Here is a 25972-nt window from a genome sequence, read left to right as displayed (position 1 = left end):
CCCCATGAACCGAGCGGTTCAATTCGCAGGCGCGATTGGCCTCGGACTCCTGATCGCCGGCCCCGCCCATGCCGCAGGCTCCGGTATGCCATGGGAGGGACCGCTCGATCAGATCCTGACGTCTATCGAAGGTCCGGTCGCCCGCATTGTTGCCGTGATCATCATCACCCTCACAGGTCTGACGCTCGCCTTTGGTGAGACCAGCGGCGGCATGCGCAAGCTGATCCAGATCGTGTTCGGGCTTTCGATCGCGTTTGCCGCGACAAGCTTCTTCCTGACCTTCTTCAGCTTCGGCGGCGGAGCGCTGATCTGATGTCTGCCAACGGCTATGAAATCCCCCTGCATCGCTCGCTGACCGAACCGATCCTGATGGCAGGCGCGCCGCGGACGGCCGCCATCGCCATCGGGACGCTTGCCGCCGCCGTTGGGCTTGGCCTCCAGCTCTGGATTCCCGGCCTTGTCCTCTGGGTCGTCGGGCACTCAGCTGCGGTGCTCATGGCGCGGAGCGATCCGGATTTCATGGCCGTCGCCAGCCGCTCGACCCGCCACAAGGAGCATCTGACATGTTGAATCTCAATGAATACGCAGACACACCAAAACTCCTTGCAGACTATCTGCCCTGGGGCTGCATGGTCGCGCCCGGCGTCGTCCTCAACAAGGATGGGTCTTTCCAGACAACGTTCAAATATCGCGGCCCTGATCTCGAAAGCTCAACAGAAGAAGAACTCGTCTCCGTCATGGCGCGGGTCAATAATGCGCTGCGCCGGTTCGGTTCCGGCTGGGCGCTCTTTTTCGAAGCGCAGCGCCATGAGGTGCATAACTATCCCGAAAGCGAGTTCCCGGATGCGCTCACCTGGCTGATCGATCAGGAACGCGCACTGCAATCCGAGGAAAACGGCACGCGTTTCGAAAGCGCCTACTATCTGACGCTCCTTTGGTTGCCGCCCGCAGACGCAACGGGTCGTGCCGAAAAAGCCCTAATCCAACGCGCCGAGACCGAAGATGCGGCGACCTGGCGTCATCGTCTGGAGACCTTTCAACAACACGCGGACCGAGTCTTCGATCTCCTTTCCACCTGCCTCGCGGAAATCGCGAAGCTCAATGACGATGAGTCGCTGACCTATCTGCACTCGACTATCTCGACCAAACGCCATCCGGTTGTGACGCCCGAACTTCCAGTCTTCCTTGACGCTATACTCGCAGATGAGCCTTTCGCAGGTGGGCTCGAGCCCATGATCGGCGACGCTAATCTACGCACTCTGACCATTCTCGGTTTCCCCGCTTCAACGCTGCCCGGTATTCTGGATGAGATGAACCGTCAGGGCTTCGCCTATCGCTGGGCAACGCGGTTCATTGCCATGGACAAAGCCGAGGCGGAGAAAGTTCTCGGCAAGAAACGCCGTCACTGGTTCGCCAAGCGAAAATCCATCGGTGCAGTGCTGCGCGAGACCATGTTCAATGAACAGGCCGCGCTCGTGGACAATGATGCCGACAACAAGGCCGCCGATGCCGATGCAGCGCTGCAGGAGCTGGGCTCGGACCTTGTTTCCTATGGTTACGTCACCACCACCATCACCGTTTCCGACCCGGACCGGCGCACGGTGGACGAACACATCCGCATCGCCGAGCGCATTGTCAACGGTCGCGGCTTCACCGCGATCAAAGAAACCCTGAACGCTGTCGATGCCTGGCTCGGTTCATTGCCAGGTCACCCTTACGCCAATGTCCGCCAGCCGATCCTGCACACGCTAAACCTTGCCCATATGGTGCCGCTCTCTGCGGTCTGGGCAGGTGAAGAAACCAACAGCCACCTAAAAGCGCCTGCACTCATTCAGGCGCAGACCGATGGCACCACGCCGTTTCGCTTGAACCTGCATATCGGTGATGTCGGCCACACGCTGGTCGTCGGCCCGACCGGCGCGGGCAAATCGGTCCTGCTCTCGATGCTTGCATTGCAATGGAAGCGCTACGAGGGCGCTCAGGTCTTCATCTTCGACAAAGGCCGCTCGGCCCGCGCCGCGACGCTTTGCATGGGCGGCGCGCATATTAACCTTGGCAGTTCGAACACCCCAAGCCTCCAGCCGCTCAAAGATATCGACACAGACACTGGCGCAAGCTTTGCCGCTGACTGGATCGCAGGCCTCTGCACAAATGAAGGCACGCATATGACGCCGGATCTCAAAGCGCGGCTCTGGGAAGCGATCCAGTCTCTCAGCTCAGCTCCTGAATCCGAGCGCACGCTGACAGGCCTAAGCCTGATGCTGCAGGACGAGACACTCAAATCGGCGTTGCACCCGTTCACGCTGGAAGGCCCGCATGGACGGCTCCTCGATGCCGACTCCGAAAGCCTGACCCTCGCCGACACCGTCTGTTTTGAGATGGAAGAGCTGATGCACGCCAAGGGTGCGGTGGCCCCAGTCATCACCTATCTCTTCCACCGACTGGAGGAACGGTTCGATGGCAGACCGACACTCCTCATCCTGGATGAAGCCTGGCTGTTCCTTGATGATCCCATGTTCGCAGCCCGCATTCGCGAGTGGCTGAAAACCCTACGCAAGAAAAACGTGTCCGTCGTGTTCGCCACGCAGAGCCTAGCCGACATCGCGAACTCAAGCATCGCCCCCGCACTGGTCGAATCCTGCCCCACACGCATCTTCCTGCCGAATGAACGCGCGCAGGAACCGCAGTCCAAAGAGACCTATCAGCGCTTCGGCCTCAACGCTCGCCAGATCGAGCTGATCAGCCGGGCCACACCGAAGCGCGACTATTATTATCAATCGCCGCTGGGCGCGCGCGTCTTCGATCTCGGCCTCGGCCCGATCGCGCTATCAGTCTGCGGTGCCTCCTCCCCCGAAGATCAGGCCCGCATGGATCGCATCTGGGCGGAGACGGAAGGTGACGGGTTCGCCGCCTGCTGGCTTCACGAGACAGGCTTGTCGTGGGCCGCCGAACTCCTCGGCCGTTGGCCGGGCGGCGATCCAGAGCCTTGCGAACCGTTTCCACCCTCTCACGCCATCGCCGCAGAATAGGAACCCCTTCAGATGAAACGTCTTCTCATTTCAGCCGCCCTTTGCGCTTTGCCGGTCTCTGTGATCACCGCGCCGCCAGCCGCCGCCCAATGGACAGTCTACGACCCGGCCAACCACATCCAGAACATCTATCAGGCCATCCGTTCGCTTCAGCAAGTGAACCAGCAAATTCGGCAGCTGACGAACGAGATCGCGATGCTGGAAAACATGGCCCGCGATCTCGAAACGCTGCCTGACTCTATCGCAGACGGCATCCTTCGCCGCATGCAGCGCATCGAGGACTTGATGCGGGAGGCGGAAGGCATTGGCTACAAGGTCGAAGAGATCGAACGCGAATATGAGGATATCTATCCAGAATTCTATGGCGAGACGCCGCCCGAGAATGAGGTTCTGGTCGAACAGGCTCGCACGAGATGGAAACAGTCCCGCACGGCCTATCGTGAAAGCCTGCAGGTCACGGCAGCGGTCGTTTCAAGCGCGCGCGCTGATAGCGAAGCGCTGGACCGCCTGATCGGGTCGAGCCAGTCCGCCGTCGGTAATCTTCAGGCGGTGCAGGCAGGCAACCAGATTGAAGCCCTGCAAACCCAGCAGCTCATGCAGATCGAAAGCATGATGGCCTCTCACTACCGCGCCGAGGCGTTGGAACGTGCAAGAGAGCTTGCCGAAGCCGAACGTGGCCGTGCGCGGACCCGCAGCTTCCTGGGGGCGAGCGACTAATGGACGTGATCGACACTTTCCTCGACACATTTATTCGGTACATTGATAGCGGGTTCGGCTTGCTGGCGGGCGACGTCGCCTATCTCACGACCACGCTGATTGCTATCGATATCACGCTGGCGGGCCTGTTTTGGGCGCTCAGCCAGAACAATGATGTGATCGCGAGCCTCTTGAAAAAAGTCCTCTATGTCGGCTTCTTCGCGTTCATCATTGGGAATTTCGCCCTGCTCGCCGGGATCGTGTTCGACAGTTTTGCCGAGCTCGGCATAAAAGCCGGTGGCAGTACGATGACAGCAGCGGACCTGTTGCGCCCGGGATATATCGCCAGCGTTGGCTTTGAGGCCGCCCAACCTCTGCTCGAGGAGATCAGTGACATGCTGGGGCCGATCTCTTTCTTTCACAACTTCATCATGATCGCGGTCATGTTTGTCGCCTGGGCGATCATCATGGTGGCTTTCTTCGTGCTCGCCGTGCAGCTCTTCATCACGATCTTAGAGTTCAAGCTCACAACGCTGGCCGGGTTCGTGCTCGTGCCATTCGCGCTCTGGAACAAAACCTCTTTCCTCGCCGAGCGCGTCTTAGGCAATGTCATTACGTCCGGCATCAAGCTCATGGTGCTGGCCGTCATCATCGGCATCGGCTCAACGCTTTTTTCGTCCGTGACCGACGCGTTCCGCACCGGCGATGATGTAACGCTCGCGCAGGTCATGGGTACGGTTCTGGCAGCGATCGTCTTTTTCTGGATGGGCATCTTCGGGCCCGGCATTGCCTCCGGGCTGATTACCGGAGCGCCGCAACTTGGCGCAGGTTCAGCGGCGGGTGCCGCCGCAGGGGTTGTCGCTGGCACTTATGTTGCCGGCGCAGGCAGCCGCGCTGCAATCGGAACAGCCGCAAGTGGCGCGTCGAGCGCCGTCAAAGCCGGTGCCTCAATGGCAGGCGCTGCGCGGACCTCTTACACCCTCGGCTCAGTTGCTTCGGGCAAAAGCGGCGCAAGCGGCATTGCTGCAGGCATAGCAGGTGTTGCGCGCGCGGGCGGTGATGCCATCGCCCGAACCGCTGGCAAGCCGATTCAGTCTCTAAAAGCCGCCTACAGTCAGGGTAGCCAAGGGGCATGGCAAGCCACAGGCGGTTCAAGCTCTGGCGACACGCCAAAGCCGAATGAGACCCCCAACCAGAGCCCAAGCTGGGCGCGCCGGATGCAGGCCCGTCAAAATATCAGCCAGGCCGGACAAATGGCCGCCCATAGCTTGCGCGATGGCGACCGCGGTTCCTCCGGCGCTGCCCCACACCTCACTGACAAGGATGACCAGCCATGATCTTCAAACGATCTTCTGCGAGCTACGGGCCAAGCCCGTTCCCCGAAACGCCCTACAGACAAGCCGGGCAGATATGGGAGTTCGCAGCCGGTTTGCCGCAGGCAAAACAATCCATCCGGGGGATGGATTGTAGGCAGAGAACGCCGCGGCAGCGGCGCATTGGCTCCCGCTTCAACCCAAAAGCACAGGAGGCCTGAGCCATGGCGTTCAAGCGTTCATCTTCAAGCTACGGCCCGAGTCCGTTTCCCGAGACCCCATATCAAAAAGCCGGACAGGTCTGGGACGACCGTATCGGCTCTGCCCGCGTGCAGGCGAAGAACTGGCGATTAATGGCCATTGGCTGCCTCGGGCTGTGCTTTGCGACCTCTGGCGCACTGGTCTGGCGTTCAATGCAATCCACCGTGACGCCTTATGTGGTCGAAGTTGATGAGACAGGTGCCGCCCGCGCCGTTACCCCTGCAACGGAGCGCTACACAGCCAATGATGCGCAGATCGCCCATCACCTTGCAAACTTTATCGAGCATGTGCGGGGCCTCAGCATCGATCCTGTCGTGGTGCGCGAGAACTGGCTACGTGCCTATGACTTTGTCACAGACCGCGCCGCGACGACCCTCAACGAATATGCCTCGGCTAATGATCCCTTCGCCGATGTTGGTCGCAAATCGCGCACGGTGGATGTGGTCAGTGTCGTGCGGGTCTCCGATGACAGCTTCCAGGCCCGCTGGATCGAGAAGACCTATGAGAATGGCGCGCTGGTCCGGGCCCAAAGGTTCACTGGCAATTTCACCATCATCACCCAGCCGCCGACGGACGCAGAGACCCTGCGCGCCAACCCGCTCGGCCTTTATGTCCACGCCCTCAACTGGGGTCAGGACCTTGTCACAGGAGACTCCCAATGATCCGTATCCTTCTCACCGCATCCGCGCTCTCGCTGACCACGGCTTGCGCCACAACAGACACCAGCCTGCAGCCGATAGATGAAACCGCGTTTCAGGCAGCCATCGCTGTCACAGAGGAGGCTGAACGTCCCGTCGAGATCGTCGAAACCGCCGTCCCACTGCCATTGCCCGGCCAGATGATGCCAGTCGGCGCACGCATCACAACTAACCCGGATGGCAGCATTACGCGCACCTATACACGGCGCAGCGTAAGCACGCCCAGCCAATCGCCATCCGAGACCATCCGGCAAGGCCGCACCAGTGCTCTCATCGAACCTTCTGTCGATGGCTATGTGAATGCCATTCAAGTCTATCCCTATACCGAAGGCGCGCTTTACAGGCTCTATGCTAGCCCGGGACAGGTTAGCGACATTGCCTTGCAGCCCGGCGAAGAACTGGTCTCTGTCTCTGCAGGCGATACAGTACGCTGGGTGGTCGGCGATACGATGTCCGGCTCAGGCAACACGGCCCGCGCCCATGTTCTGGTCAAACCCATCTCGGCAGGCATCCGCACAAACCTCATGATCGCCACCGACCGGCGCACCTATCACCTGGAGCTGGAAAGCACGGATGGCGGCTATATGGCCGCCTTGTCCTGGCGCTATCCAAGGGACGAACTTGCGGAACTGACCAGTCGCAACACCCGCGCGGTTACCCGTGAAGCCAACTCGATTGAACGCGGGCTCACGCTGGAAGGTCTCGATTTCGATTATCGTATGACTGGCGACAGCCCGGACTGGAAGCCGGTCCGTGTCTTCGATGACGGCCGTCAGGTGTTCATCCAGATGCCCGAAGACATTGCGACAACCGACATGCCACCGCTCTTCGTCCTCGGCGAAGATGGCGACGCCGAACTCGTCAACTACCGGATACGGGGCAACTATTACGTGGTCGATCGTCTCTTCCGCGCTGCCGAGCTCCGGATTGGAGAGAAAAACCAGACCGTCGTGCGCATCTTCAAAGGTCAGCGGCGTTCAGGCCTTGCCGCCCTCTTCGGGGGCTAGATCCATGTCACAGCCTATTCCGTTTGATGAACATGCCGAGCGGCTGAAGATCCGCGAAAATCCGAAGCCTGTCACAAGGATCAACCGCAAAGTCCTGATCGTTGGCGCCGGTCTTGGTGTGCTCGGTCTGTTTGCCGCGATGAGCGTTGCCCTGAAGCCCCCAAAGGCTGCTGATCCTGCGGAGCGGCGTGAGCTTTACAATACGAGCAATACTAGAAAGCCCGAAGCGCTTTCGGCATTGCCAGCGGGCTACAGCGACATCAGACCGGTTTCCGAGCGCATCGCGCGGCTCGGCCCGCCCATGGCCGGCGATCTTGGCGCAACCATGCTTGAAACCGAGCGCAGCTACGGGATCGAACCCGAATATGTCACACGGTTTGAAGACGACTTCCGCCCGAACCCCGTGGATGAAGCCGCCCGCGCGGCAAGACTACGCGAGGCAGCCATGGCAGAAGAAGCTGCAAAAGCGCCGGTCTTCTTCCAGCTGCAATCGCGAACAAGTAACCGGAGTGGTTCAGAAGCTCCCACAGCGTATCGCGATCCGGCGCTCGATCTCGGCTCCGAACTGCTTGCATTGGCTGCCCTGCCACAAGGCGCGCCATCTGCGTTCGGGCAAACACCTGACAGTAATCTACAATCACGCAAACTTGCCTTCGCGAATGAGGCCCCGCGCAACGACATCTACAATCCGAACCGGATTGAAGACCCGGCCTCACCCTATCAGGTTATGGCAGGAACGCTGATATCGGCCTCTCTTGTCACCGGCATCAACTCAGACCTGCCGGGAACCATCGTCGCCCAAGTCACCCAACCCGTCTATGACACCGTAACCGGACAATACCTCCTCATCCCGCAGGGCTCGCGCCTCATTGGGCGCTATCAGTCTGAAGTTTCTTTCGGGCAGGACCGCGCACTCGTGACATGGGAGCGGATCATCTTCCCTGACGGCGCGTCTATTATCATCTCCGCGCCGGGCGCAGACGCGCAAGGCTTTGCCGGTCTCTCGGACCGCACCGATCATCACTGGGATCGCGTGTTCGTTGCTGCGGGCCTCGCCACCATTCTCGGCATCGGCGCAGAGCTTGGCAACGATGGGGATGGTGATATCGAACGCGCCATCCGCCGCGGCGCGAGCGATACGGTCAACGAAGCCGGCCAGCGCGTCGTCGACCGCAACCTGAACATCCAGCCCACGATCAAAGTCCGCCCCGGCTGGCCGGTCCGCGTGGTCGTGACCCGCGATCTCATCCTCAGACCCCATCCCCAAGGAGCTACACGATGACCCTTCGTCTTGGACAATTACCCGACCGCACACCCGTGCGCATGAGCCTCTCGGTCGATCCAGAGCTGGCAAGCGCGCTCAGCGATTATGCAGAAATCTACCGCCAGACCTATGGCCACGAGGAAAAGCCCGAAACGCTAATTCCGGCCATGCTTGAAAGCTTTCTCGGCGGCGACGCCGGATTTAAACGGGCGCGCCGCGCCCTCCACGCCAGCAAAGGAGATTAGACCTATGGCACAGATTGGAACCTTCACCGCGAAGGATGGGAGCTATACCGGCACCATCCGCACCATGACCATCAATGTGAAAGCCCAGCTTGTTCCCAATGAAGACAAAGCCAGCGACGGCGCGCCGGACTTCCGCCTCTATGCAGGCGGGGCAGAACTCGGCGCGGCATGGCGCGAAGAAAGCAAGGATGGGGGAACGCCTTACCTTTCGGTCAAACTCGACGATCCGAGCTTCGCCAGTCCAATGCGCGCCGCCTTCTTCGAGAATGAAGCAGAGGGCACCGGCGTCATGGTCTGGAACCGGGCGAAGCTCAACTAATCTACGAAAACACAAATGACGATCTCCAAGACAGACCTCCTCAAAGCTCGCATCATTGCGGCGCAGGTTGTCCGCCAACTTGGAGATCGTTACTGGCCTATTTTTGAAGTCCTTGATAAGGAAATGGCGGAACGTTCTCAAAGGGAGAATCGGCTTATTGAGTGCTTAAAGCCACCGAACACTCAGGATGAGCCTCATCAAACTTTTTGAAAAGTGCAGGATCGAAGGGATGCACGATCTTGAGCATCTCTTGCTTTCTATATTCGAGTGAGCCCCCATCGCCGTAAGCCGGCCGCGAGTTTGCGTGCCCCATGAGCAAGCATCTTAAGCCATAATCGATGTTTGCCTCTTGCATGCGTTTCTCAAAGGAATGGCGGAAAGAATAAATCACGTGATCCTCGGACGGAAAGAGTGAACGCACACGGAACGCTTTCATCATGTTCGCAGAGAATAGCTCATTTCGGTCGTGATAGTGCTTGAACCCTTCTGGCGCACGCCTCGCCGCCTCCAACGCAACACCGACAAGCGGAATGTCCCGGATCGACGACTCTGTTTTGATCTGCCGGTTTTTCGAGGGCTTGATTGAGATAAACGGCGTTGGCGCATCTAAATGAATGTTCTCCGGGCGCAAGTTTATCAACTCACTCGGTCTGCAGCCTGTTTCTATCAAGAGATAGGTAATGAGCTGAAGCTCCCATTTGAGCCCCAGAAGCATACCGGGTTTAAGAATTTTTGTTTGGACCCAATCATCCTCGAACGCAGGAACTTCGGTTCTCGATTTCGTTTTGAAAAACAGGTTTCGGAATGGATTGGGGCGGTCTTCCTCACCAATATGGGTGAAGTAGGCCCGATGTAGCAATCTTAGATTACCGATATGGCGATTAGCCGTGTTGGCGGTGACAGCCTTCTCGCCCTTCGGCGGCGAAAGCATTCGGTCTTTCCACCAGCGCTGAAACTCAAGGGCATGATCTCTGGTGATGTCAGCAAGTGGCAAATCCCCTACGACCTCTATGAAATATGAAATTGAGAGCCGTTTCACTTTTTGCCATTGATACTTTTGCTGCTTCGACTTTCCGATCTGATCGTCAATTGCAATGTCATCAAAATAGATTTGAAGCGCCTGGCTTACGGTTGTCCTGGGTTCTTCAACGCCACCCAAAACCGCTTCAGCCTGCTGCGGGACAACCTCCCCGCTCTCGGACAGTTTCAGGGAAAGCAGTCTTGAGACAATGTCTTCGAGGTTCGTGGGTGATGCCAACTCCTCGACGGGCTTATAAGTGAACCCCATCGCGAGAGCGCGCGCTTTAGCGGCAGAATATCTCTTTGCAATCGCAGAGCTATGAGCAGCATTTAATACGCCGTCAGCTTCAGAGATGGACAACCACCCCCAGTATTCCTCATCAGCAGTTTCCAGATTGTCTCGCCGCATTCTAGCTATCTCAAGCGAGCCTGTTTTGAGCGATACCCTGATCGTGCCGCGGGTATCGAGCGCCTCAAAGCGTGAGGGCACTCGCCGATAATAGTGGAAAACACCACCGCGTTTTTTGAGATAACGATCGGGTTTCGACTTAATAGACATTTCACTTTGTAGCACAGTTTGTGGGCATTTTGTAGCACAAAATGAGAGACAACGCACGAAGCTAAGAAGCTCGAACGCCCATTGCCTTGTTATTATTGCGTATTTTTGAAAGGGAAATGAAATTCTTGGTGCGGCCGAGAAGACTCGAACTTCCACGGGCTTGCGCCCACAACGACCTCAACGTTGCGCGTCTACCAATTCCGCCACGGCCGCACTCTATCAATAAAGTCCGGTATTCCGGACGAACGGGCGATATACGCGGCAGTTGAGCATTTGTGAAGCGCAAAACCACCGCTATATGCATCCAATGTCAGACCATCCTTCCATCGAGTGGGCGATCAGCCAAAGCCCGGTTCCCTACCCTGAGGCCGTCGCCTTTATGGAAGCGCGCGCGCGTGCCATTCACGAGGGCGAGGCGAGAGAGCTGATCTGGCTTCTGGAACACCCGCCTCTTTACACGTCAGGCACAAGCTCAAAGCCTGATGATTTGCGTGATCCAGAGCGTTTTCCGGTCTTCGATGCCGGGCGTGGCGGTCAGTACACTTATCACGGCCCTGGGCAGCGCGTGGCCTATGTCATGCTGGATGTAACCAAGCGCAATCGCGATGTCCGCAAATTCGTGCTGGATCTCGAAACATGGATCATCAAAGCGCTTGAGGCGTTCAATATTGATGCTGGTGTCCGCGAGGGGCGTGTTGGTGTCTGGGTTGACCGCACGGAGCTGGGTGGCCCACCGCGTGAGGACAAGATTGCCGCGATTGGCATACGCCTGAAACGCTGGGTCAGCTTTCACGGTATCAGCCTGAATGTTGAACCTGACCTGACGCACTTTGAAGGGATCACACCGTGCGGGATTGCCGACCCACGCTATGGCGTGACAAGCCTTGTCGATCTTGGACGCCCGGTTGGCATGGCAGAGGCTGATGCGGCCTTACAGGAAGCGTTTAAAGCTGTCTTTGAGCGCGACGTAACCCCAGTTACGCCACCCTTTCCATAGACGCTGTCGCCTTATGGGAAAAGCGGCTGCAGACCTGCTAGTCCTAGGGTCTCATCCCAGCCCATCATCAGGTTTAGGTTCTGGATCGCCTGTCCACTGGAGCCTTTAATCAGATTATCTATCACCGCGATGACCACAGCACGGCCTTTGACCCGCTCCGGGTAAACCGCGATGTGACACTGGTTCGTTCCACGGGTATGACGGGTATCTGGAGGGGTGCTGCCGAGGGGCAGAACGGAGATAAAAGGGGCATCCGCATACTTGGCTTCCAAAGCCGCCTGAATCTGATCAGCATCACCGCGCACATGACAGGTGACAAGCTCGCCCCGGGTCATGGGAATGAGATGCGGTGTGAAAGTCACCCCAATATCCGACCGTCCCGCTTGCAGGTTTAGCTCCTGCTCAATCTCGGGGGCGTGACGGTGGGTGCCAACGCCATAGGCATGAACGCCCTCAGCGGTCTCGCTGAATAGGTTACCCTCTTTGAGCCCCCTGCCCGCGCCTGAAACACCGGACTTTGCATCGACAATGACATGATCGGCGTCGATCGCGCCTTCAACGAGTGGCAGCAGAGCCAGCAATGTCGCGGTTGGATAGCAACCGGGACACGCCACAAGCGATTCGCCAACAAGCTCAGTGCCGCGCCATTCAGGCAGGCCATATTTGGTCGACGCAGTCCGCGCCGCGTTCAAATGCGAGCGACCATAGGTCTGTGCGTACAGATCAGCATCTCGCAAACGGTAATCGGCGGATAGGTCCACGACTCTCACATGCTCAGGCAGGGTCTCAATCAAATCCTGCGACGTCCCATGCGGCAAACAGGAAAAAGCGACATCGACATCGTCCCAAGCGACATCATCGGCTTTGACGACGGGAAGGTCGGTCGGCCCGGCAAGATGGGGAAAGATTTCCGAGAGCTGTTTCCCGGCAAGACTGTGCCCGGTTGCGGCGACCGCATCGACACGCGGATGCCCCGCGAGCAGGCGCACGGTTTCAGCGCCTGTATATCCAGAAGCCCCCAGAACGGCTGCTTTAAGTGATGTCTCAACAGTCATGCCCAAATTCCCGTATTCAAATCAGAAAAAAGGCGCCTCGTTCCCGAAGCGCCTTCTCGAAATCGATAAGTCTGATGACAGACTAGCGCTTAGAGAACTGGAAGCTACGGCGGGCTTTCGCACGGCCATACTTCTTACGCTCAACAACACGTGGGTCGCGGGTCATGAAGCCGAATGGCTTCAGAACGCGGCGCAGTTCCGGCTCACGAGCAACCAGTGCACGGGCGATACCGTGACGAACGGCGCCAGCCTGACCAGACAGGCCAGAGCCTTTTACAGTTGCGACAACGTCATATTGTGTACGACGGTCAGATTCGACGAGCGGCTGCTCAAGCACCATGCGCAGAACCGGGCGAGCGAAATACTCTTCCTGATCTTTACCGTTGATGGTCACTTTACCTGTGCCTGGCTTCAGCCATACGCGGGCTGTCGCAGACTTACGACGGCCTGTTCCGTAAGAACGGCCATGCTCGTCAATCTTTGGCTCAACCGTGATCGGAGCCAGCTCAGGCGCTGCGCCTTCACCGCTGGTGACAGATTTCAGGTCTTCGAGGGATTGTGCGGTGTCAGTCATGCTTAAGCGACTCTCACATTCTTGGAGTTCATGGCCGCGAAATCGACCGCTTCAGGCTGTTGGGCTTCATGAGGATGCTCAGAACCAGCATACACACGGAGCTTTTTGTACTGTGTGCGAGCCAGTGGGCTTTCCTTTGGCATCATGCGCTTCACAGCCATTTCAATCGCGCGCTCAGGGAAACGACCAGACAGGATTTTCCCTGCTGTTGTCTCTTTAATACCACCCGGGTGACCTGTGTGACGATAATAGGTTTTGTCCGCCAGCTTGTTGCCGGTGAACTTGGCCTTTTCTGCATTGATCACAACAACGAAATCGCCGGTATCAATGTGAGGGGTGAAGTCAGCACGGTGCTTGCCACGCAGGCGCTTGGCGACGTAGGAAGCAAGGCGACCAACAACGACATCCGTCGCGTCGATGACGACCCATTTATGTTCAACGTCGTGTGGTGCGTTATATGTTTTCATTGCTCCGCTGGAGCCTCTCAATTCAAAAGGTTTGGATAATGTTCAAGCGCCCGCCTCTAAGCTCTGCAAATCAGCTTGTCAACGGATCGGTGGCCCTCACCCTGCTTTTCATGGCTGCGGCATGTGGGAATAATACAGAGCGCCCGGATACGCAGCCTGAGAATGGCATAGAAACGCCAGAACCTTACACCGAACCGACCCCTATTACAGAAGGTCTTGTCCTGCCCGCTGTATGGACATCACGCAACCTGGAAACGCCGATAACCAGCGTCGCAGTCGCCGGCGGTCCAGGGTCGACGATTGCCGTGAGCTATAGCGATGGCAGCATGCAATTGCTGAACTTTGAGGGCGAGCGGATTACCGATCCATCCCCTTTAAATGTGCGCCAGCTTGGAAACGGACAATATACGCTGATCGCTGGCACGCCGCTAACCGTATTTCCCGGGATCGACATAGATGGCCAGTTGAAAGCTTACCTGCATGGCGGGGCACTGGAAGCCCCTCTGGAGTATGAGCTCTCGGTTGAAACATCAGGACGCATAGAAGGTCTCTGTAGTGGTCGGCCTATGGATGAATCAGACGGAGTGATGCGCCTGGCCTTCTGGACCGTTGGCGCGCAATCGCAATTGCAATCAGGCCGTGTTGTCGAGATCGGTGATGCGCTGGTCTTCCTCGCGGATGAACCTGTGGACGCCGCTCGCCCGATAACGGCCTGCGTACTGGAGCCAACAGGGGCCACCGTGTTTGCCGAGCCTGTCACAAAAGCCATCGGCCTGGAACGAAATGGTAAGCAGCATATCATCACCCTTGATACCGCAGGGGGCGTAACCCTTATCGGTCCTGAAGGCGAGAACACGCCGATTACTCTTCGTGACGGTATAAGCGTACGTGTCCCTGGGAATATTGAAAGCTTTGCCGGCACCGGCGATGCCCGTGGTGGGGGCTATCCCGGCGGCCTGATCGTTTTAGGCGGGGCGATTTCAACCAGCGAACATCGCGCTGTCCTGGTCGATCCCAGTGAACTTACACTGGCGCCTTTAGGGGTTCCGATTGTGAGCGGACAGGACTAGCTGCCCAGGCCAGATACACACTGGCCAGCATCACGATCACGCCGAGCCCTTGGTGGATCAGCGCAAGCTCCAACGGCGCCGCGCTGATCAATGTCAGGATGCCCCAGAGCGCCTGTGCGGTGACAAGCACAGCGAGAATCACAAAGCCCCGCCCAAGCGGGCTACCGCGATATGACCAGGCGGCCCAAAGGCTCAGCGCCCAGATCGCATAGGCGAGGAAACGGTGATTGAACTGGGTTGCAGCGCGCCCCTCAAACAGGCTGCGTACACCAAGACCCTGCTCCAGATAGTGCGACGGGACCAACTCTCCCGCCATCAAAGGCCAGTCTGTATAGGTCCGCCCGGCATCAAGGCCCGCGACCAGCGCGCCAGTCAGCATCTGAACAAAGATCAGCCCCATCAGCAGCATAGCCAGATTTCGAGCGCCCTTCGTGACATCAACCACCCGCTTGCCCGTCAGGTCGAACCAGAACCAGGCTGTCACCGCGATAATAAACAGGGCCAGCCCGAAATGCGTCATCAGACGATAAGGCGCGACATCCAGTCGGTCCGTATCGCCAATCCCACTGGCGACCATCCACCAACCAATAAAGCCCTGCAGGCCACCCAGTGCGATCAGGAATAACAGACGCAAGGTCCACTTGCGGTCCATCCAGCGCTTGGCGGCAAACCAGATAAAGCCACCTACCGCGACAAGGCCAATCAGGCGACCAAACAGGCGATGGCCCCATTCCCACCAATAGATGAACTGAAACTCACCCATCGTCATATTGTAATTCTGCTGCTGATACTCCGCCGTGGCCTTATACTTCTCAAATTCCAGCGCCCAGGCTGCATCGCCCATAGGTGGTAGTGTTCCACTGATTGGCTGCCATTCAGTGATCGACAGCCCGCTATCGGTCAGCCGGGTTGCCCCGCCGATCAGGATCATTGCATAGACCATCAGCGCGATCAGGATGAGCCAGCGGCCAATCCAGCGTGCGGCAACAGGGGAGATTGTGTCTTGAGCCATGCGCCCTATTTGACGCACATTAGCCATTCAGCAAGCGGCCACGGCGTCGCAGCGCATAGAAAGTACACATCATGCCCCGCTCGCAACGCCGTCTGATCGCAAGCATCGTGCTAATTGTCTTCCTTGGGCTTTGGGTCTGGGGCGCAGCAACAATTGGTTCGCATCTCGCCACTGCGCCCAAATGGGCAGCTCTGATATTCTTCGTGGTCGCAGGCATTGGCTGGGCCGTGCCCTTGAAACCTGTTTTCAACTGGATGAATTCAGGTCCGGAAGATTAAGTCTTCTCTCAGGTGCACTCAGCGCCTAAACTCCCAGAACTCATTGATCACAACAGGCAGGGTATGCATGTCAAACTTTGATAAGCTCGACGACGAAACCAAAGCAATCGTTGCCAATCTTCCTGACCACTCATCGCTACCGATGAACATTATCAATCAGGATATCGTCTTCGTCTGGGCCAATCAGGCATACCTTGAAGCGACCAATACCACATGGGATACTCTAATCGGTCGTTACGTCTTCGAGGCCTTTCCCGATACCGAGGATCGCGTTCAGAACGTCCTGAAACACTTCAAACAGGCCCTTGCAGGGGAAACAACCCAAATGGCAGAGCAGCCCTATGAGCTGCTTGAACCGGATGGCACCAAGAGAACCCATTACTGGAAGGCCATTCAGGACCCGATCTTCAACGCTGATGGCGAAGCAACTCATATTATCCAGCGCGCTCAGGATATCACCGATGAAGTGGAATTGCGCCAGGTCAACGAGACCATCTCTCAGGAACTCGATCACCGAATCCGAAATCTGTTCACCGTGCTGAATGCCGTAGCTCGCCTAACCGCCGATGGCGCCGAAGATGTCGAAAGCTATGTGGAAGGCTTCCAGGCACGTCTGCAGGCAATGGGCACAACCTATAACAAACTCTCCCGTGAGATGTGGCAGGGCCAGTCCTTTGAGACGGTCTTGCGTGATTCCCTGTCTCCCTTCGTCTCGCGCGCTTCTGGCCGTTACACTTTGTCAGGTCCTGAACTGACGCTCTCGGTCAAATCGACCAAGGACGCCTCTTTGATCTTTCACGAGTTGACCACAAACGCGGTCAAATATGGGTGTTTTTCTGTGCCGAACGGGCATCTGACCGTCAAATGGTGGGTCGAGAAAGACCACCTTATGGTCACGTGGGAAGAAACCGGCCTGACAGACCTGAAAGAGCCAACTCGAATCGGCTTTGGACACCAACTCTTTGCAATCATGCCAAACATGCTGGTGACCCGAGAGTTCCGTCCTCAAGGCTTATTCATAAAGGCAAAAATCCCGACTCAGATCAGCCTTGGCAAGGTCGAGTTTGATCAGGACCCAGCGTCGCCATCATCATGAGCTTTTCGGGCTTCCGCGCGAAGGCGTTCGAACATTTCTGAGACATCCTCGTCTTCACTGTCTGGCGTCGCGCTGGCGTGATCCTCGAAAATCTCATCAACATCGGAAGCAACGTCTTCAGCAGCCGCTGTTGAAGCAGGAGATGCCGCTTGTGGCCCTGCTTCCCCAAAACTGGCAATGACGGTTTCAGCGCCAACCAATGTCTGGCCGGAAACAACCCCCACGGACGCGCCCGCAGGCACGTAGAGATCACACCAGCCACCCAGTCGCAGTGTCCCAATATTGCGCCCCATACGCACGGCATCCCCGGCCTCAGAAGCGACTTCAAGACGTGGGCCCAAGCCGCCTGTGGCAAGACGATAGCCTGTCGCCTGTTGCCCCGAAACAAAGCTGACATAGGCAACAGCCAGCCCAGGTTTATCCGGCTTAGCCGCATAAAAGGCCGCCGGATCACCCGTCTCCCGAATGATGTGATCAACTTCACCGCCAATCGGCGCATACAAGCCATTGGTTGCGGTTGGCCCGACGGAGATGCGCACGCGCGTCCAGCCCGTACCCTCAAGGCGCAATTCATCTGGCGGGGTTGCCCCACCGACAGAAACCACAATCCCATCGCAGGGCGCGATCAGAGCATGTTCAACGGCTGGCGGTGTGCGTTCTGCTGTCCGCGTTGCAAACAGGATGATCACCGCGCCAATGAAACCGATCCAGAATAGCGGACTCCATAGAATGCCGAGCAGAACCCCAATTAGCCAGGCCGCAAGCGCGCCAACATAGCCTTCCAGATCAAACCCGCTGCGCGCCCATGGGAACCGCTTGTCGCTAAGATCACCTGTTTCGGTCATGGCGTCAGTCTCCAAATCGTCTTCACTTAATCAGATGCAATTATTCTGCCGCAACGGCAAGCGCATCGCGCTTCGCCTGACGCGTCCACATATCAGCATAAGTGCCATCCAGCTTGATTAGACTGTCATGCGTGCCGCGCTCCACAACCCGCCCGGCATCAAGGACAAGAATCTCATCGGCGTTTTGGACCGTCGATAGCCTGTGGGCGACCATCAGCGTTGTTCGCCCCTTTGAAGCTTCATCAAGCGCATCTTGTACGGCGGCCTCGGTTGCACTGTCGAGCGCAGAGGTTGCCTCATCCAGGACCAAGATGGCCGGGTCAGCCAGAATCACGCGGGCAATCCCAACGCGTTGCTTCTCGCCGCCAGAAAGCTTCAGCCCCCGTTCGCCAACACGCGTATCCCACCCCTCAGGCAAGCTTTCGATAAAGTCGAGCAATTGCGCGCGGCGCGCAGCATCGCGAAGATCATCCATGGAAGCATCCGGGCGTGCATAGGCAATATTGGAACGGATCGTCTCGTTAAACAGAACCACGTCCTGTGGCACCAGACCCAAGGCACGACGAAGGCTTTCCTGGGTTACATCGCGCACATCATGCCCATCAATCAGCACACGCCCAGACTTTACGTCATAGAAGCGGAACAACAGCTTCAAGAGCGTCGACTTACCCGCCCCGGATGTCCCAACAAAGGCAATCTTTTTACCTGCGGGGAGTTGAAAGTTGACGTCAGCAACACCCACAGCGCGGGCATCATGGGTAAAACCGACCCCCTCAAACACCACTTCGCCTGCTGGTTTTGTCAGCGTTCTCGCCTCTGGCTTATCAGCAACTTCCGGTTTCATGCCGAGAAGGCCGTACAGTTTCTCAAGATCAACAGCGCCCTGCTTGATCTCGCGCCAGGCCCAGCCAAGAATGTTCAATGGCGCGTATAATGAGATGAACATCAGCATCACCGCCGTAACGTCACCAATTTCCATTGTTCCCTGCGTGGCATTCCACGCGGACAAGACCAAAGCCGCGACGAGGCCGAGATTCATAACCAGCGCCTGAGCGCCATTCAGAACGTACATGGAGCGGACGGCATCAACATAGCGATGATTATAGTTCTGCATGGCCTCATTGAAGCGGCCTGTCTCACGCGTTTCCGCTGCAAAGGATTTAACCGTCTCAAAATTGGTCAGGATATCAACTGCAATCCCGCGGAACCGTGTGTCAGCTTCATTCATCTTGCGACGTTGGCGCACGCGCCATTCGGTGATGGTCACCGTTACAAACACATAGATTGCGATCGTCACTACGGCGATAACAGAAAGCCATGGGTCATAGGCCACGGCGAGTGCAACAGCCGCGAGAATCAAACGCACGAAGGTTGGCCCAATGTTGAACGCCAGAAACCGGATCAGGTAATCAATCGCCCCAGCACCGCGTTCAATGACGCGGTTGAGAGCGCCTGTGCGACGGGTCTGGTGGAAATTGAGAGATAGGGTCTGCGCATGGCCGAACGCATCGACACAAGCAATGCGTTGAGCATCCTGACTGACCGGGGAAAATAGCCAGTCCCGCACTTGCGGCATTGCGCCAGCAGAGAAACGCAAGGCAAAGGCAATCGCCAGCCAAATCGCGGCTGAGCCAAACCCAGCCACAATGCCATTCTCATCCGAGACCAGCTGATTGATGGCAAACCCGATCAGGATTGGCACCGCGACTTCCAAAACTGCGGCGCCGAGGGTCAGCAAGATTGCCAGCACCATGACCGGACGCCATTTCGCTAAGTCCTTACGGGACAGCAGTTTCAGGATTCGAACAATGGAGACCCATAATCCCCCATCGGCACTCTCAATCTTGTCGGCATCCGCCGTGGTCATTTCCGCGCTCATTCCCGCCATATGGGATAGAAGAGCAAAAGATGCCAAGAAAAACAGCGGTGAGATCGTGACTGGTTTTCCGGCGATTCCTCACTTACACACGACAAGCTGAAATTCGGGATGACGATATGACCAAGTTGAAATCTGTTTGCGTGTATTGCGGATCCTCAAATGACGTGAAGCCAGAATATCTGCGTCTCGCGCAGGAACTGGGCCGTGCCTTGGCGCAACAGGACATTCGTCTGGTCTATGGCGGCGGCGGGGTTGGCCTGATGGGCGCCTGCGCGCGTGCCACCCACAGCGAAGGCGGCGATGTCCTCGGCATCATGCCGCGTTTCCTGCTGCAAAAAGAGCGTATCTTCGAAGACGTCCCGCACGAGATTGTTGAGGACATGCACACGCGAAAGCAGCGCATGTTTGATGAAAGTGACGCGTTTATTGTCCTGCCCGGCGGGATCGGCACACTGGAAGAAGCCGTTGAAATGCTGTCCTGGGCACGTCTTGGCCTGCATGCAAAGCCGATGGCCTTCCTCGACGAGGATGGCTTCTGGACGCCGTTCTTCACCCTGATGGATCGGATCATCGAGGGTAAGTTCACCCCGGAAGAATTCCGCGCCGCCCTGGTGCATGAGAACACACCAGAAGCCGCGCTGCAGGCACTATGTGACCGCGTTGTGCGACTGGGGGATTAACCCCAGCCTTCTCAACTAGTTCAGAATATCAATCAACTGCACCTGGAAGATCAGGGCCTGATTTGGACCAATGCTTGGCGGGCCGTTCTCGCCATAGGCCAATCCGGCAGGGATATAGAACTCATAAGTCGAGCCGATGGTCATCAGCTGCAAGCCTTCGGTCCATCCAGCGATAACCTGACTAAGACCAAATTCGGCTGGCTGACCACGCGCGATTGAGCTGTCAAAGACCTCACCCGTGATCAGTTTACCTTCATAATGAACCCGAACAGTGTTCGCTGCGACAGGCTTGGCACCCTCACCTTCGCTGACCACTTTATATTGCAGACCGCTGGCCGTGACAGACACGCCGTCCTTGCCAGCATTATCTGCAAGAAACGCCTCAGAGGCCGCTGCATTCTGTCCAGAAGCCGCCGCTTGAGCCGCATTGGCTTTGGCTTGCAGGGTCTGCTGATAGGCTGCGAAAATCGCCTGCGCCTCATCATCGCCAATCACAGGGGCCTCACCCTCAATGCAGGTCTTTGCGCCATTGGCAAAGGCGGCATGATCAAGCTCAACGCCCTGCTCCAGCATCTGGCGCACCTGGCTAAAGCCCAGCAAATAGCTAACTTGCTTTTCGACTGTATCGAGATCGTCTCTGGTCATTCGTACCACTTCCTTAAGCGCCCAAAGGGCGCCTTGTTACGTCCGCACACGATCGTGGCACGTTTCTGAATTCTTCTTTTATGCCGTCAGGCGCGCGATTGCCCGCTCGCGTCCCATCAGGACCAGCATGTCGCCAACACTTGGGCCGCGTTCCATACCGGTCAGCGCTTTGCGCAAGGGCATGAACAGGCCTTTGCCTTTACGCCCGGTTTCGGTTTTCAGGGCCGATGTCCACGCGCCCCAGGTGTCTGCTGTCATCTCGCCTTCTGGCAGCAGGGTTGCAGCGGCGGCAATAAACGCGCGATCCTCATCCTCAATCAGAGGGGTAATCTCGCCAAAGGCCACCGGGACAAAGCGCGCAGCGCCTTCAACCGTTTCGCAATTCTCGCGCACCAGCAGCCAGAAGGCTTCATTCGCGGCCTGCGCATCAATTGCGGCGAGGCGGTCCTTTGCCGCCTCAAACGGCATCTCGTGGGTCAGCGATGCGTTGAGGCGTTGCAACTCATCCTCGTCAAAGCGCGCGGGTGAGCGACCAATCTTGTCGAAGGCAAACTCCTCCGCCAGCACATCGAGCGATGGCCGGATTTCAACATTGTCGCTGGTGCCCAGTTTGCCGAGCAACGAACAGATGGCCAGCGGCTCAATCCCGCGCTCACGCAGGGTACCCATGCCGAGTGAGCCAAGCCGCTTTGACAGACCCGCGCCATCCGCGCCGACCAGAAGCGGGGTATGCGCCATGGCTGGCGCTGTTCCACCCAGCGCTTTGAAAATCTCAATCTGCGCACCGGAATTTGTGACGTGATCCTCGCCGCGCACGACATGCGTGATCCCGGCTTCAATATCATCGACACAGCTTGGCAGCGTGTAGAGATAAGAACCATCAGCGCGGATCAGTACCGGATCAGACAGGCTGGAGGTCTCAATCGCCTGCTCGCCGCGCACAAGGTCATTCCAGACAATACGCTCGCCGGACAGCTTGAACCGCCAGTGCGGTGTGCGCCCTTCAGCCTCCAGCCTGGCCTTATCCTCATCAGTCAGGTCCAGCGCGGCGCGATTATAGATTGGCGGTTTGCCACGCGCGCCTTGCAGTTTGCGCTGGCGGTCCAGCTCTTCAGCGGTTTCATAACAGGCATAAAGCAGGCCCATTTCCCGCAGCTTATCCGCCGCCGCATCATATTCAGCAAACCGTTTGGACTGGCTGAATGTCTTGTCCCAGGTCAGGCCAAGCCATGTCAGGTCTTCACGAATACCGTCCTCATAAGCCTGCGTAGACCGCTCAGTATCGGTATCATCAATCCGCAGAATGAACGTTCCGCCCTGCCCCTTTGCGAACAGCCAATTGATCAATGCTGTGCGGACATTCCCGACATGCAGATTGCCAGTTGGGGACGGCGCGAAACGGACGACAGGTTTGGTCATTGGCAAAGCCTTTAATCTTGAAGCGCCCCTCTCACACGAAAACGCCGCGATTGTGAAGCCTTTGCCGCCACAATTGACAGGCAGAGTGAACACCTGAACAAACCGCGCAAGGGAAAACGGGAGGAATTATTATGCGCGCATTACTTCTTGCAACGAGCGCTTTGGCTGTTCTGGTCTCTTGCAGTGCGCCGACAGAGCCAGAGCAAATCGAGATTGAAACACCCCCTGAAAGCCCTGCGATCGAAACCGTTCAAGTTGAAACGGGGTATCCTGAACAGTGGGAGAGGATCACATTCTGGTCCGGCGAGTATCCCAGCGCGCTTGCTGTTACAGGGACGGACGTACAAATCCCGGCGCATAAGGAACCCACACTGAGCGCTAATCGCACCGCCGCAACCAAAACTTGCGCCCTGCCAAAGAATGCCGTGATCACACCCTGGAACCGGGCCCGATCGGAAATCGAGTACGTCACCTTCGTCTATCAGAATACAATCACGTTTCAGGAAGATGTCTCGCTTGAGGTTTTCCCACGGGAGAGCCAAGCCGATCTTGAGGTTAATCAGCCCGTACCGCTCGTCCTTAAGGCGGGCGATACGATGATCTACAAAACCTATCTCGGTGAAGGCTATTTCATCGCCGTCTATGATGGCCGTGAGTACGAGCTCGCCGAGGGTGAGCTTCCCGAAAGCACGGTCTATGAGCAAAGCCCAGGCGACGAGGAATGGTTTGGTATGGCTTGCGGGACTGATGGAGAGCAGCTCTGGATGAGTTATGATGAGGCACTCGCGACCGCTGGGGTCGAGATTTATCATCATAACCAGTATGGCGAGGCTTTCGACCTGCCCGAAAACTAGCGGCTAAAGCGAGACGCCCCACTGCGCTGCCCAGCGCGGCACGACCTCTCCAGCTTTGCCATAATCTGCCGTATCAAACGCATAGGCATTGTCGGAGGGCTCGAGATTGAGCTCCATTGTCTTGATGCCGCGCATTTTCGCTTCCTGAACAAAACCAGCGGCCGGATAGACAGCGCCACTTGTTCCGATCGAGACGAACAGGTCAGCTTTGGAAAGCGCCACGTCGATCGCCTCCATGTGATAGGGCATTTCACCAAACCAGACGACATCGGGGCGCAGCGTTCCGATCCGTCCACACGCGTCACAGCCATCACTGATATGCAGATCCCCCTGAACCTCAAAAGCAGGCCGCGGGCACATATCGCAAATGCCTTTCAGGATCTCGCCATGCATGTGCAAGACTTCCGCCCCGGCGCGCTCATGTAGATCATCAACATTCTGCGTAACCAGCGTAAGGTCACCGCCGCTCTCTCGGAGTTTGCTCTGTAATTGTGCAAGAGCATAATGGGCGGAATTGGGCTGAACCTCTCGTACCTGTTTACGTCTTACATTATAGAAATGGTGCACACCTTCAGGGTCTTCGGAAAATCCTTCCGGGGAGGCATATTTCTGAAAGTCGACCTCGCTCCACAGCCCTTCCTCACCATCCGCACCACCGCGATAGGTGGAAATACCGCTCTCTGCCGAAATGCCCGAACCGGTCAGAACAAAAATACGAGAAGGCTTGCCCATGCAGATTAGAAGCCACCTGATTCAAGATAGGCTAAAGACTCGTACATCTCCTTAGCTGCAGCCAAGCTACCCTCTGCCTTCAGCATAAAGACGATCATCAGTTCTGAATCGCTAGCATGGGTATGGGTGTAGAGCTTGGCCGGTTCAGGCGGAGTTGCGGCTTCATCAGCAGGCACGATATAAGTCACACGCCCCAAGCCACCCTGAATGCCTTTGGTCTGGTCCGTGGCATTTGCAGGTGCGGCTGCCGTGTCCCGCTCCATCCGCTCAAGAATATTCGGCCCGCCCTCAACATTATAGCAGCGGATCCAGAGTCCTATGCTCTGATTAAACAGGTTCAGGGTTTCACCGACATAGCGCTGCGTAAATTGCTGGTTCAGAGTGATCGCCCAGTTTGGTGTCAGGTCAATCTTCAATGGAACGGGATGGTCTTGCATTAGATTTCCTGATTATAGGCCCCAACTTCAGGGTGCTTGCCGAGGCGAGGCTTTACCTCATCGCGGAAAAGCGCGCGCATGTCATCCTCACTGCGCATGGACTCCACCACAGTAACCAGCTCTGGCTTGTTGGAGCTGGCACGCACCAAAACCCATGAGCCGTCTTCGAGGGTCACGCGCGCACCATTCACGGTGTTCACATCAACCACTTTACGGCCAAGAATTTCTGTCCCGAGCAGGCCCTTATACTCGGCCACCATTTTATCAATGACGCCATATTTCAACTCATCATCACAATGCGGAGACATGGTCAGGGATGTATGGGCAACGCCCAACTCCCCTTTCAGGTCAGCCATGGTCTTATCCGGATTGCGATCGAGCATTTCCAGAATGGCTTTGGCAGCGATCAGACCATCATCATAACCAAGCCCAATCGGGGGACGGAAGAAGAAGTGGCCAGACTTCTCAAACCCGGCAAGTGCATCAAGATCGGTTGTCCGACGCTTAATGTAGGAATGGCCGGTTTTGTAGTAATCCACCGTCGCACCGTTTTCCTTAAGAACAGGATCGGTTTTGTAGAGCCCGGTTGATTTCACATCGACAACGAATTTCGCATTCGGGTATTCCCGGCTGAGATCCCGCGCCAGCATCAGGCCGATCTTGTCAGCGAAAATTTCCTCGCCTGTATTATCGATGACCCCACAACGGTCCCCATCGCCATCAAAGCCAAGCGCCAGATCAGCGCCATGTTCTTTGACCGCAGCAGACATAGCATGCAGCATCACGCTGTCTTCAGGGTTCGGATTATACTTCGGGAATGTGTTGTCGAGATTGCAATCCATCTCGATCACTTCAACGCCCATTTGCCGCAAGGCATCAGGAGCGAAGGCCCCGGCTGTACCATTGCCACAAGCCGCAATGACTTTAAGAGGCCGCTTGATTTTCACGCCTTCAGATGTGCTCGCAATGTACTTTTCGCATACACCATCGACGCGGTGATGCCCGCCACCTGCACGCGGCTGGAAATCGCCTGACAGGACAATCTCTTTCAGTCGGCCCATTTCATCCGGGCCAAAGGTGAGGGGACGGTTCGCCCCCATCTTTACCCCGGTCCAGCCATTCTCATTGTGAGAGGCCGTCACCATGGCGCAGCAAGCGGCGTCCAGCTCAAACTGTGACCAGTAAACCATCGGGCTGAGCGCGAGACCAACATCAAGAACATCACACCCGCCCTGCACAAGCCCAAGGATCAGCGCGTTCTTGATCGGCTGGCTGATGGAACGGAAGTCATGGCCCGTCACAACCTTCGGCTCAACACCCAATTCATGGAATAGAGTCGCCATGCCAAGCCCCAGGGCCTGAACCCCGGTCAGGTTCAGTTCCGGCGCTTTGTCATGGCCAATGCCATTGAACCACCAACGGGCATCATACTCCCGGAATCCGGTTGGCTTCACGAGCGGAAGAATCTCAAAATCTAGCGTATTTGGCGCAATATCTGCGCGCGGTGCAGGCATCATGGAA

28 protein-coding genes and 1 tRNA gene are annotated in these 25972 nt (G+C 57.1%); 16 read left to right on the top strand and 13 right to left on the bottom strand.

Going from position 1 to position 25972, the window contains the following annotated elements:
• The first annotated feature begins 4 nt into the window (after positions 1-4).
• From RYZ27_RS05080 to RYZ27_RS05035, 10 genes are all read left to right on the top strand, one after another.
• Positions 5-313 carry a TrbC/VirB2 family protein gene (locus RYZ27_RS05080; RefSeq protein WP_406681760.1) on the top strand — a complete coding sequence of 103 codons (309 nt, stop codon included), beginning with the start codon at positions 5-7 and terminating at the stop codon, positions 311-313.
• A complete protein-coding gene (locus RYZ27_RS05075) occupies positions 313-570 on the top strand; it encodes a VirB3 family type IV secretion system protein (protein ID WP_406681283.1) in 258 nt (85 codons plus the stop codon). Before RYZ27_RS05080 ends, RYZ27_RS05075 begins: the two co-directional genes overlap by 1 nt.
• On the top strand, positions 564-3029 hold the full coding sequence (gene trbE / locus RYZ27_RS05070; protein ID WP_406681282.1) for a conjugal transfer protein TrbE: 2466 nt from the start codon (positions 564-566) through the stop codon (positions 3027-3029). Before RYZ27_RS05075 ends, trbE begins: the two co-directional genes overlap by 7 nt.
• A 12-nt stretch (positions 3030-3041) precedes the next feature.
• On the top strand, positions 3042-3746 hold the full coding sequence (gene trbJ, locus RYZ27_RS05065) for a P-type conjugative transfer protein TrbJ (RefSeq protein WP_406681281.1): 705 nt from the start codon (positions 3042-3044) through the stop codon (positions 3744-3746).
• Positions 3746-5062 (top strand): P-type conjugative transfer protein TrbL, encoded by a 1317-nt coding sequence (gene trbL, locus RYZ27_RS05060; protein WP_406681280.1) that lies wholly within the window; start codon positions 3746-3748, stop codon positions 5060-5062. The genes trbJ and trbL overlap by 1 nt, the downstream gene beginning before the upstream one ends.
• Positions 5063-5262: 200 nt before the next feature.
• A complete protein-coding gene (gene trbF / locus RYZ27_RS05055; RefSeq protein WP_406681279.1) occupies positions 5263-5961 on the top strand; it encodes a conjugal transfer protein TrbF in 699 nt (232 codons plus the stop codon).
• Positions 5958-7004 carry a P-type conjugative transfer protein TrbG gene (gene trbG / locus RYZ27_RS05050; RefSeq protein ID WP_406681278.1) on the top strand — a complete coding sequence of 349 codons (1047 nt, stop codon included), beginning with the start codon at positions 5958-5960 and terminating at the stop codon, positions 7002-7004. Before trbF ends, trbG begins: the two co-directional genes overlap by 4 nt.
• A gap of 4 nt (positions 7005-7008) precedes the next feature.
• The gene (locus RYZ27_RS05045) at positions 7009-8286 is read left to right on the top strand and encodes a TrbI/VirB10 family protein (RefSeq protein ID WP_406681277.1); all 1278 of its coding nucleotides are present in this window, start codon (positions 7009-7011) and stop codon (positions 8284-8286) included.
• Positions 8283-8513, top strand: a complete 231-nt coding sequence (locus RYZ27_RS05040; protein ID WP_406681276.1) for a DUF2274 domain-containing protein — start codon at positions 8283-8285, stop codon at positions 8511-8513. Before RYZ27_RS05045 ends, RYZ27_RS05040 begins: the two co-directional genes overlap by 4 nt.
• 4 nt (positions 8514-8517) lie before the next feature.
• Complete coding sequence (locus tag RYZ27_RS05035; RefSeq protein WP_406681275.1) at positions 8518-8832, top strand: DUF736 domain-containing protein; 315 nt, start codon at positions 8518-8520, stop codon at positions 8830-8832.
• A gap of 154 nt (positions 8833-8986) precedes the next feature.
• Here the strand turns inward: RYZ27_RS05035 and RYZ27_RS05030 are convergent, their stop codons facing one another.
• Both RYZ27_RS05030 and RYZ27_RS05025 read right to left on the bottom strand, forming a co-directional pair.
• Positions 8987-10567 (bottom strand): DUF6538 domain-containing protein, encoded by a 1581-nt coding sequence (locus tag RYZ27_RS05030; protein ID WP_406681274.1) that lies wholly within the window; start codon positions 10565-10567, stop codon positions 8987-8989.
• A tRNA-Leu gene (locus RYZ27_RS05025) sits at positions 10538-10624 on the bottom strand. Before RYZ27_RS05025 ends, RYZ27_RS05030 begins: the two co-directional genes overlap by 30 nt.
• 94 nt (positions 10625-10718) lie before the next feature.
• Between RYZ27_RS05025 and lipB the strand changes: the two genes are divergently transcribed.
• Positions 10719-11408 (top strand): lipoyl(octanoyl) transferase LipB, encoded by a 690-nt coding sequence (lipB, locus tag RYZ27_RS05020; protein WP_406681273.1) that lies wholly within the window; start codon positions 10719-10721, stop codon positions 11406-11408.
• Between the two features lie 11 nt (positions 11409-11419).
• Here lipB and argC read toward each other — a convergent pair whose 3' ends face one another.
• From argC to rplM, 3 genes are all read right to left on the bottom strand, one after another.
• Positions 11420-12463: an N-acetyl-gamma-glutamyl-phosphate reductase gene (gene argC, locus RYZ27_RS05015; protein WP_406681272.1), complete on the bottom strand. Its 1044-nt coding sequence runs from the start codon at positions 12461-12463 to the stop codon at positions 11420-11422.
• Between the two features lie 82 nt (positions 12464-12545).
• Positions 12546-13037, bottom strand: a complete 492-nt coding sequence (gene rpsI, locus RYZ27_RS05010; protein WP_406681271.1) for a 30S ribosomal protein S9 — start codon at positions 13035-13037, stop codon at positions 12546-12548.
• Positions 13038-13039: 2 nt separating this feature from the next.
• The gene (gene rplM / locus RYZ27_RS05005) at positions 13040-13504 is read right to left on the bottom strand and encodes a 50S ribosomal protein L13 (RefSeq protein WP_406681270.1); all 465 of its coding nucleotides are present in this window, start codon (positions 13502-13504) and stop codon (positions 13040-13042) included.
• A 38-nt stretch (positions 13505-13542) separates the two neighbouring features.
• Between rplM and RYZ27_RS05000 the strand changes: the two genes are divergently transcribed.
• On the top strand, positions 13543-14574 hold the full coding sequence (locus RYZ27_RS05000; protein ID WP_406681268.1) for a hypothetical protein: 1032 nt from the start codon (positions 13543-13545) through the stop codon (positions 14572-14574).
• On the opposite strand, the gene RYZ27_RS04995 is transcribed toward RYZ27_RS05000, so the two are convergent.
• On the bottom strand, positions 14528-15586 hold the full coding sequence (locus RYZ27_RS04995; RefSeq protein ID WP_406681267.1) for a COX15/CtaA family protein: 1059 nt from the start codon (positions 15584-15586) through the stop codon (positions 14528-14530). The two genes, RYZ27_RS05000 and RYZ27_RS04995, sit on opposite strands and share 47 nt — an antisense overlap.
• 71 nt (positions 15587-15657) lie before the next feature.
• Here RYZ27_RS04995 and RYZ27_RS04990 point away from each other — a divergent pair, with 71 nt between their 5' ends.
• Together RYZ27_RS04990 and RYZ27_RS04985 are read left to right on the top strand one after the other, a co-directional pair.
• Complete coding sequence (locus RYZ27_RS04990; RefSeq protein ID WP_406681266.1) at positions 15658-15864, top strand: DUF2842 domain-containing protein; 207 nt, start codon at positions 15658-15660, stop codon at positions 15862-15864.
• Positions 15865-15931: 67 nt separating this feature from the next.
• Positions 15932-16960, top strand: a complete 1029-nt coding sequence (locus tag RYZ27_RS04985) for an HWE histidine kinase domain-containing protein (RefSeq protein WP_406681265.1) — start codon at positions 15932-15934, stop codon at positions 16958-16960.
• On the opposite strand, the gene RYZ27_RS04980 is transcribed toward RYZ27_RS04985, so the two are convergent.
• Both RYZ27_RS04980 and RYZ27_RS04975 read right to left on the bottom strand, forming a co-directional pair.
• On the bottom strand, positions 16933-17805 hold the full coding sequence (locus tag RYZ27_RS04980; protein ID WP_406681264.1) for a phosphatidylserine decarboxylase: 873 nt from the start codon (positions 17803-17805) through the stop codon (positions 16933-16935). The genes RYZ27_RS04985 and RYZ27_RS04980 overlap by 28 nt on opposite strands.
• Before the next feature lie 40 nt (positions 17806-17845).
• Complete coding sequence (locus RYZ27_RS04975) at positions 17846-19684, bottom strand: ABCB family ABC transporter ATP-binding protein/permease (protein ID WP_406681263.1); 1839 nt, start codon at positions 19682-19684, stop codon at positions 17846-17848.
• 116 nt (positions 19685-19800) lie between these two features.
• On the opposite strand from RYZ27_RS04975, the gene RYZ27_RS04970 reads away from it, so the two are divergent.
• Positions 19801-20364 carry a TIGR00730 family Rossman fold protein gene (locus RYZ27_RS04970; protein ID WP_406681262.1) on the top strand — a complete coding sequence of 188 codons (564 nt, stop codon included), beginning with the start codon at positions 19801-19803 and terminating at the stop codon, positions 20362-20364.
• 15 nt (positions 20365-20379) lie between these two features.
• Here the strand turns inward: RYZ27_RS04970 and RYZ27_RS04965 are convergent, their stop codons facing one another.
• Together RYZ27_RS04965 and gltX are read right to left on the bottom strand one after the other, a co-directional pair.
• Positions 20380-21009: an FKBP-type peptidyl-prolyl cis-trans isomerase gene (locus tag RYZ27_RS04965; protein WP_406681261.1), complete on the bottom strand. Its 630-nt coding sequence runs from the start codon at positions 21007-21009 to the stop codon at positions 20380-20382.
• A 78-nt stretch (positions 21010-21087) separates the two neighbouring features.
• Positions 21088-22428: a glutamate--tRNA ligase gene (gltX, locus tag RYZ27_RS04960; RefSeq protein WP_406681259.1), complete on the bottom strand. Its 1341-nt coding sequence runs from the start codon at positions 22426-22428 to the stop codon at positions 21088-21090.
• Between the two features lie 131 nt (positions 22429-22559).
• Here gltX and RYZ27_RS04955 point away from each other — a divergent pair, with 131 nt between their 5' ends.
• Complete coding sequence (locus RYZ27_RS04955; protein ID WP_406681258.1) at positions 22560-23282, top strand: hypothetical protein; 723 nt, start codon at positions 22560-22562, stop codon at positions 23280-23282.
• A gap of 3 nt (positions 23283-23285) precedes the next feature.
• Here the strand turns inward: RYZ27_RS04955 and RYZ27_RS04950 are convergent, their stop codons facing one another.
• From RYZ27_RS04950 to RYZ27_RS04940, 3 genes are read right to left on the bottom strand one after another with little or no spacing between them, the layout of a single operon-like run.
• The gene (locus tag RYZ27_RS04950; protein ID WP_406681257.1) at positions 23286-24014 is read right to left on the bottom strand and encodes an NAD-dependent deacylase; all 729 of its coding nucleotides are present in this window, start codon (positions 24012-24014) and stop codon (positions 23286-23288) included.
• A 5-nt stretch (positions 24015-24019) separates the two neighbouring features.
• On the bottom strand, positions 24020-24451 hold the full coding sequence (locus RYZ27_RS04945; RefSeq protein ID WP_406681256.1) for a hypothetical protein: 432 nt from the start codon (positions 24449-24451) through the stop codon (positions 24020-24022).
• Entirely contained in the window at positions 24451-25965 is a 1515-nt protein-coding gene (locus RYZ27_RS04940; protein ID WP_406681759.1) for a phosphomannomutase/phosphoglucomutase, read from the bottom strand. Before RYZ27_RS04940 ends, RYZ27_RS04945 begins: the two co-directional genes overlap by 1 nt.
• Positions 25966-25972 lie beyond the last annotated feature (7 nt).

It is taken from the genome of Hyphomonas sp. FCG-A18 (genome assembly GCF_045287255.1).
In the GTDB taxonomy this organism is placed as follows: Bacteria; Pseudomonadota; Alphaproteobacteria; order Caulobacterales; family Hyphomonadaceae; genus Henriciella.
This window is presented reverse-complemented; position numbering and strand designations above follow the sequence as displayed.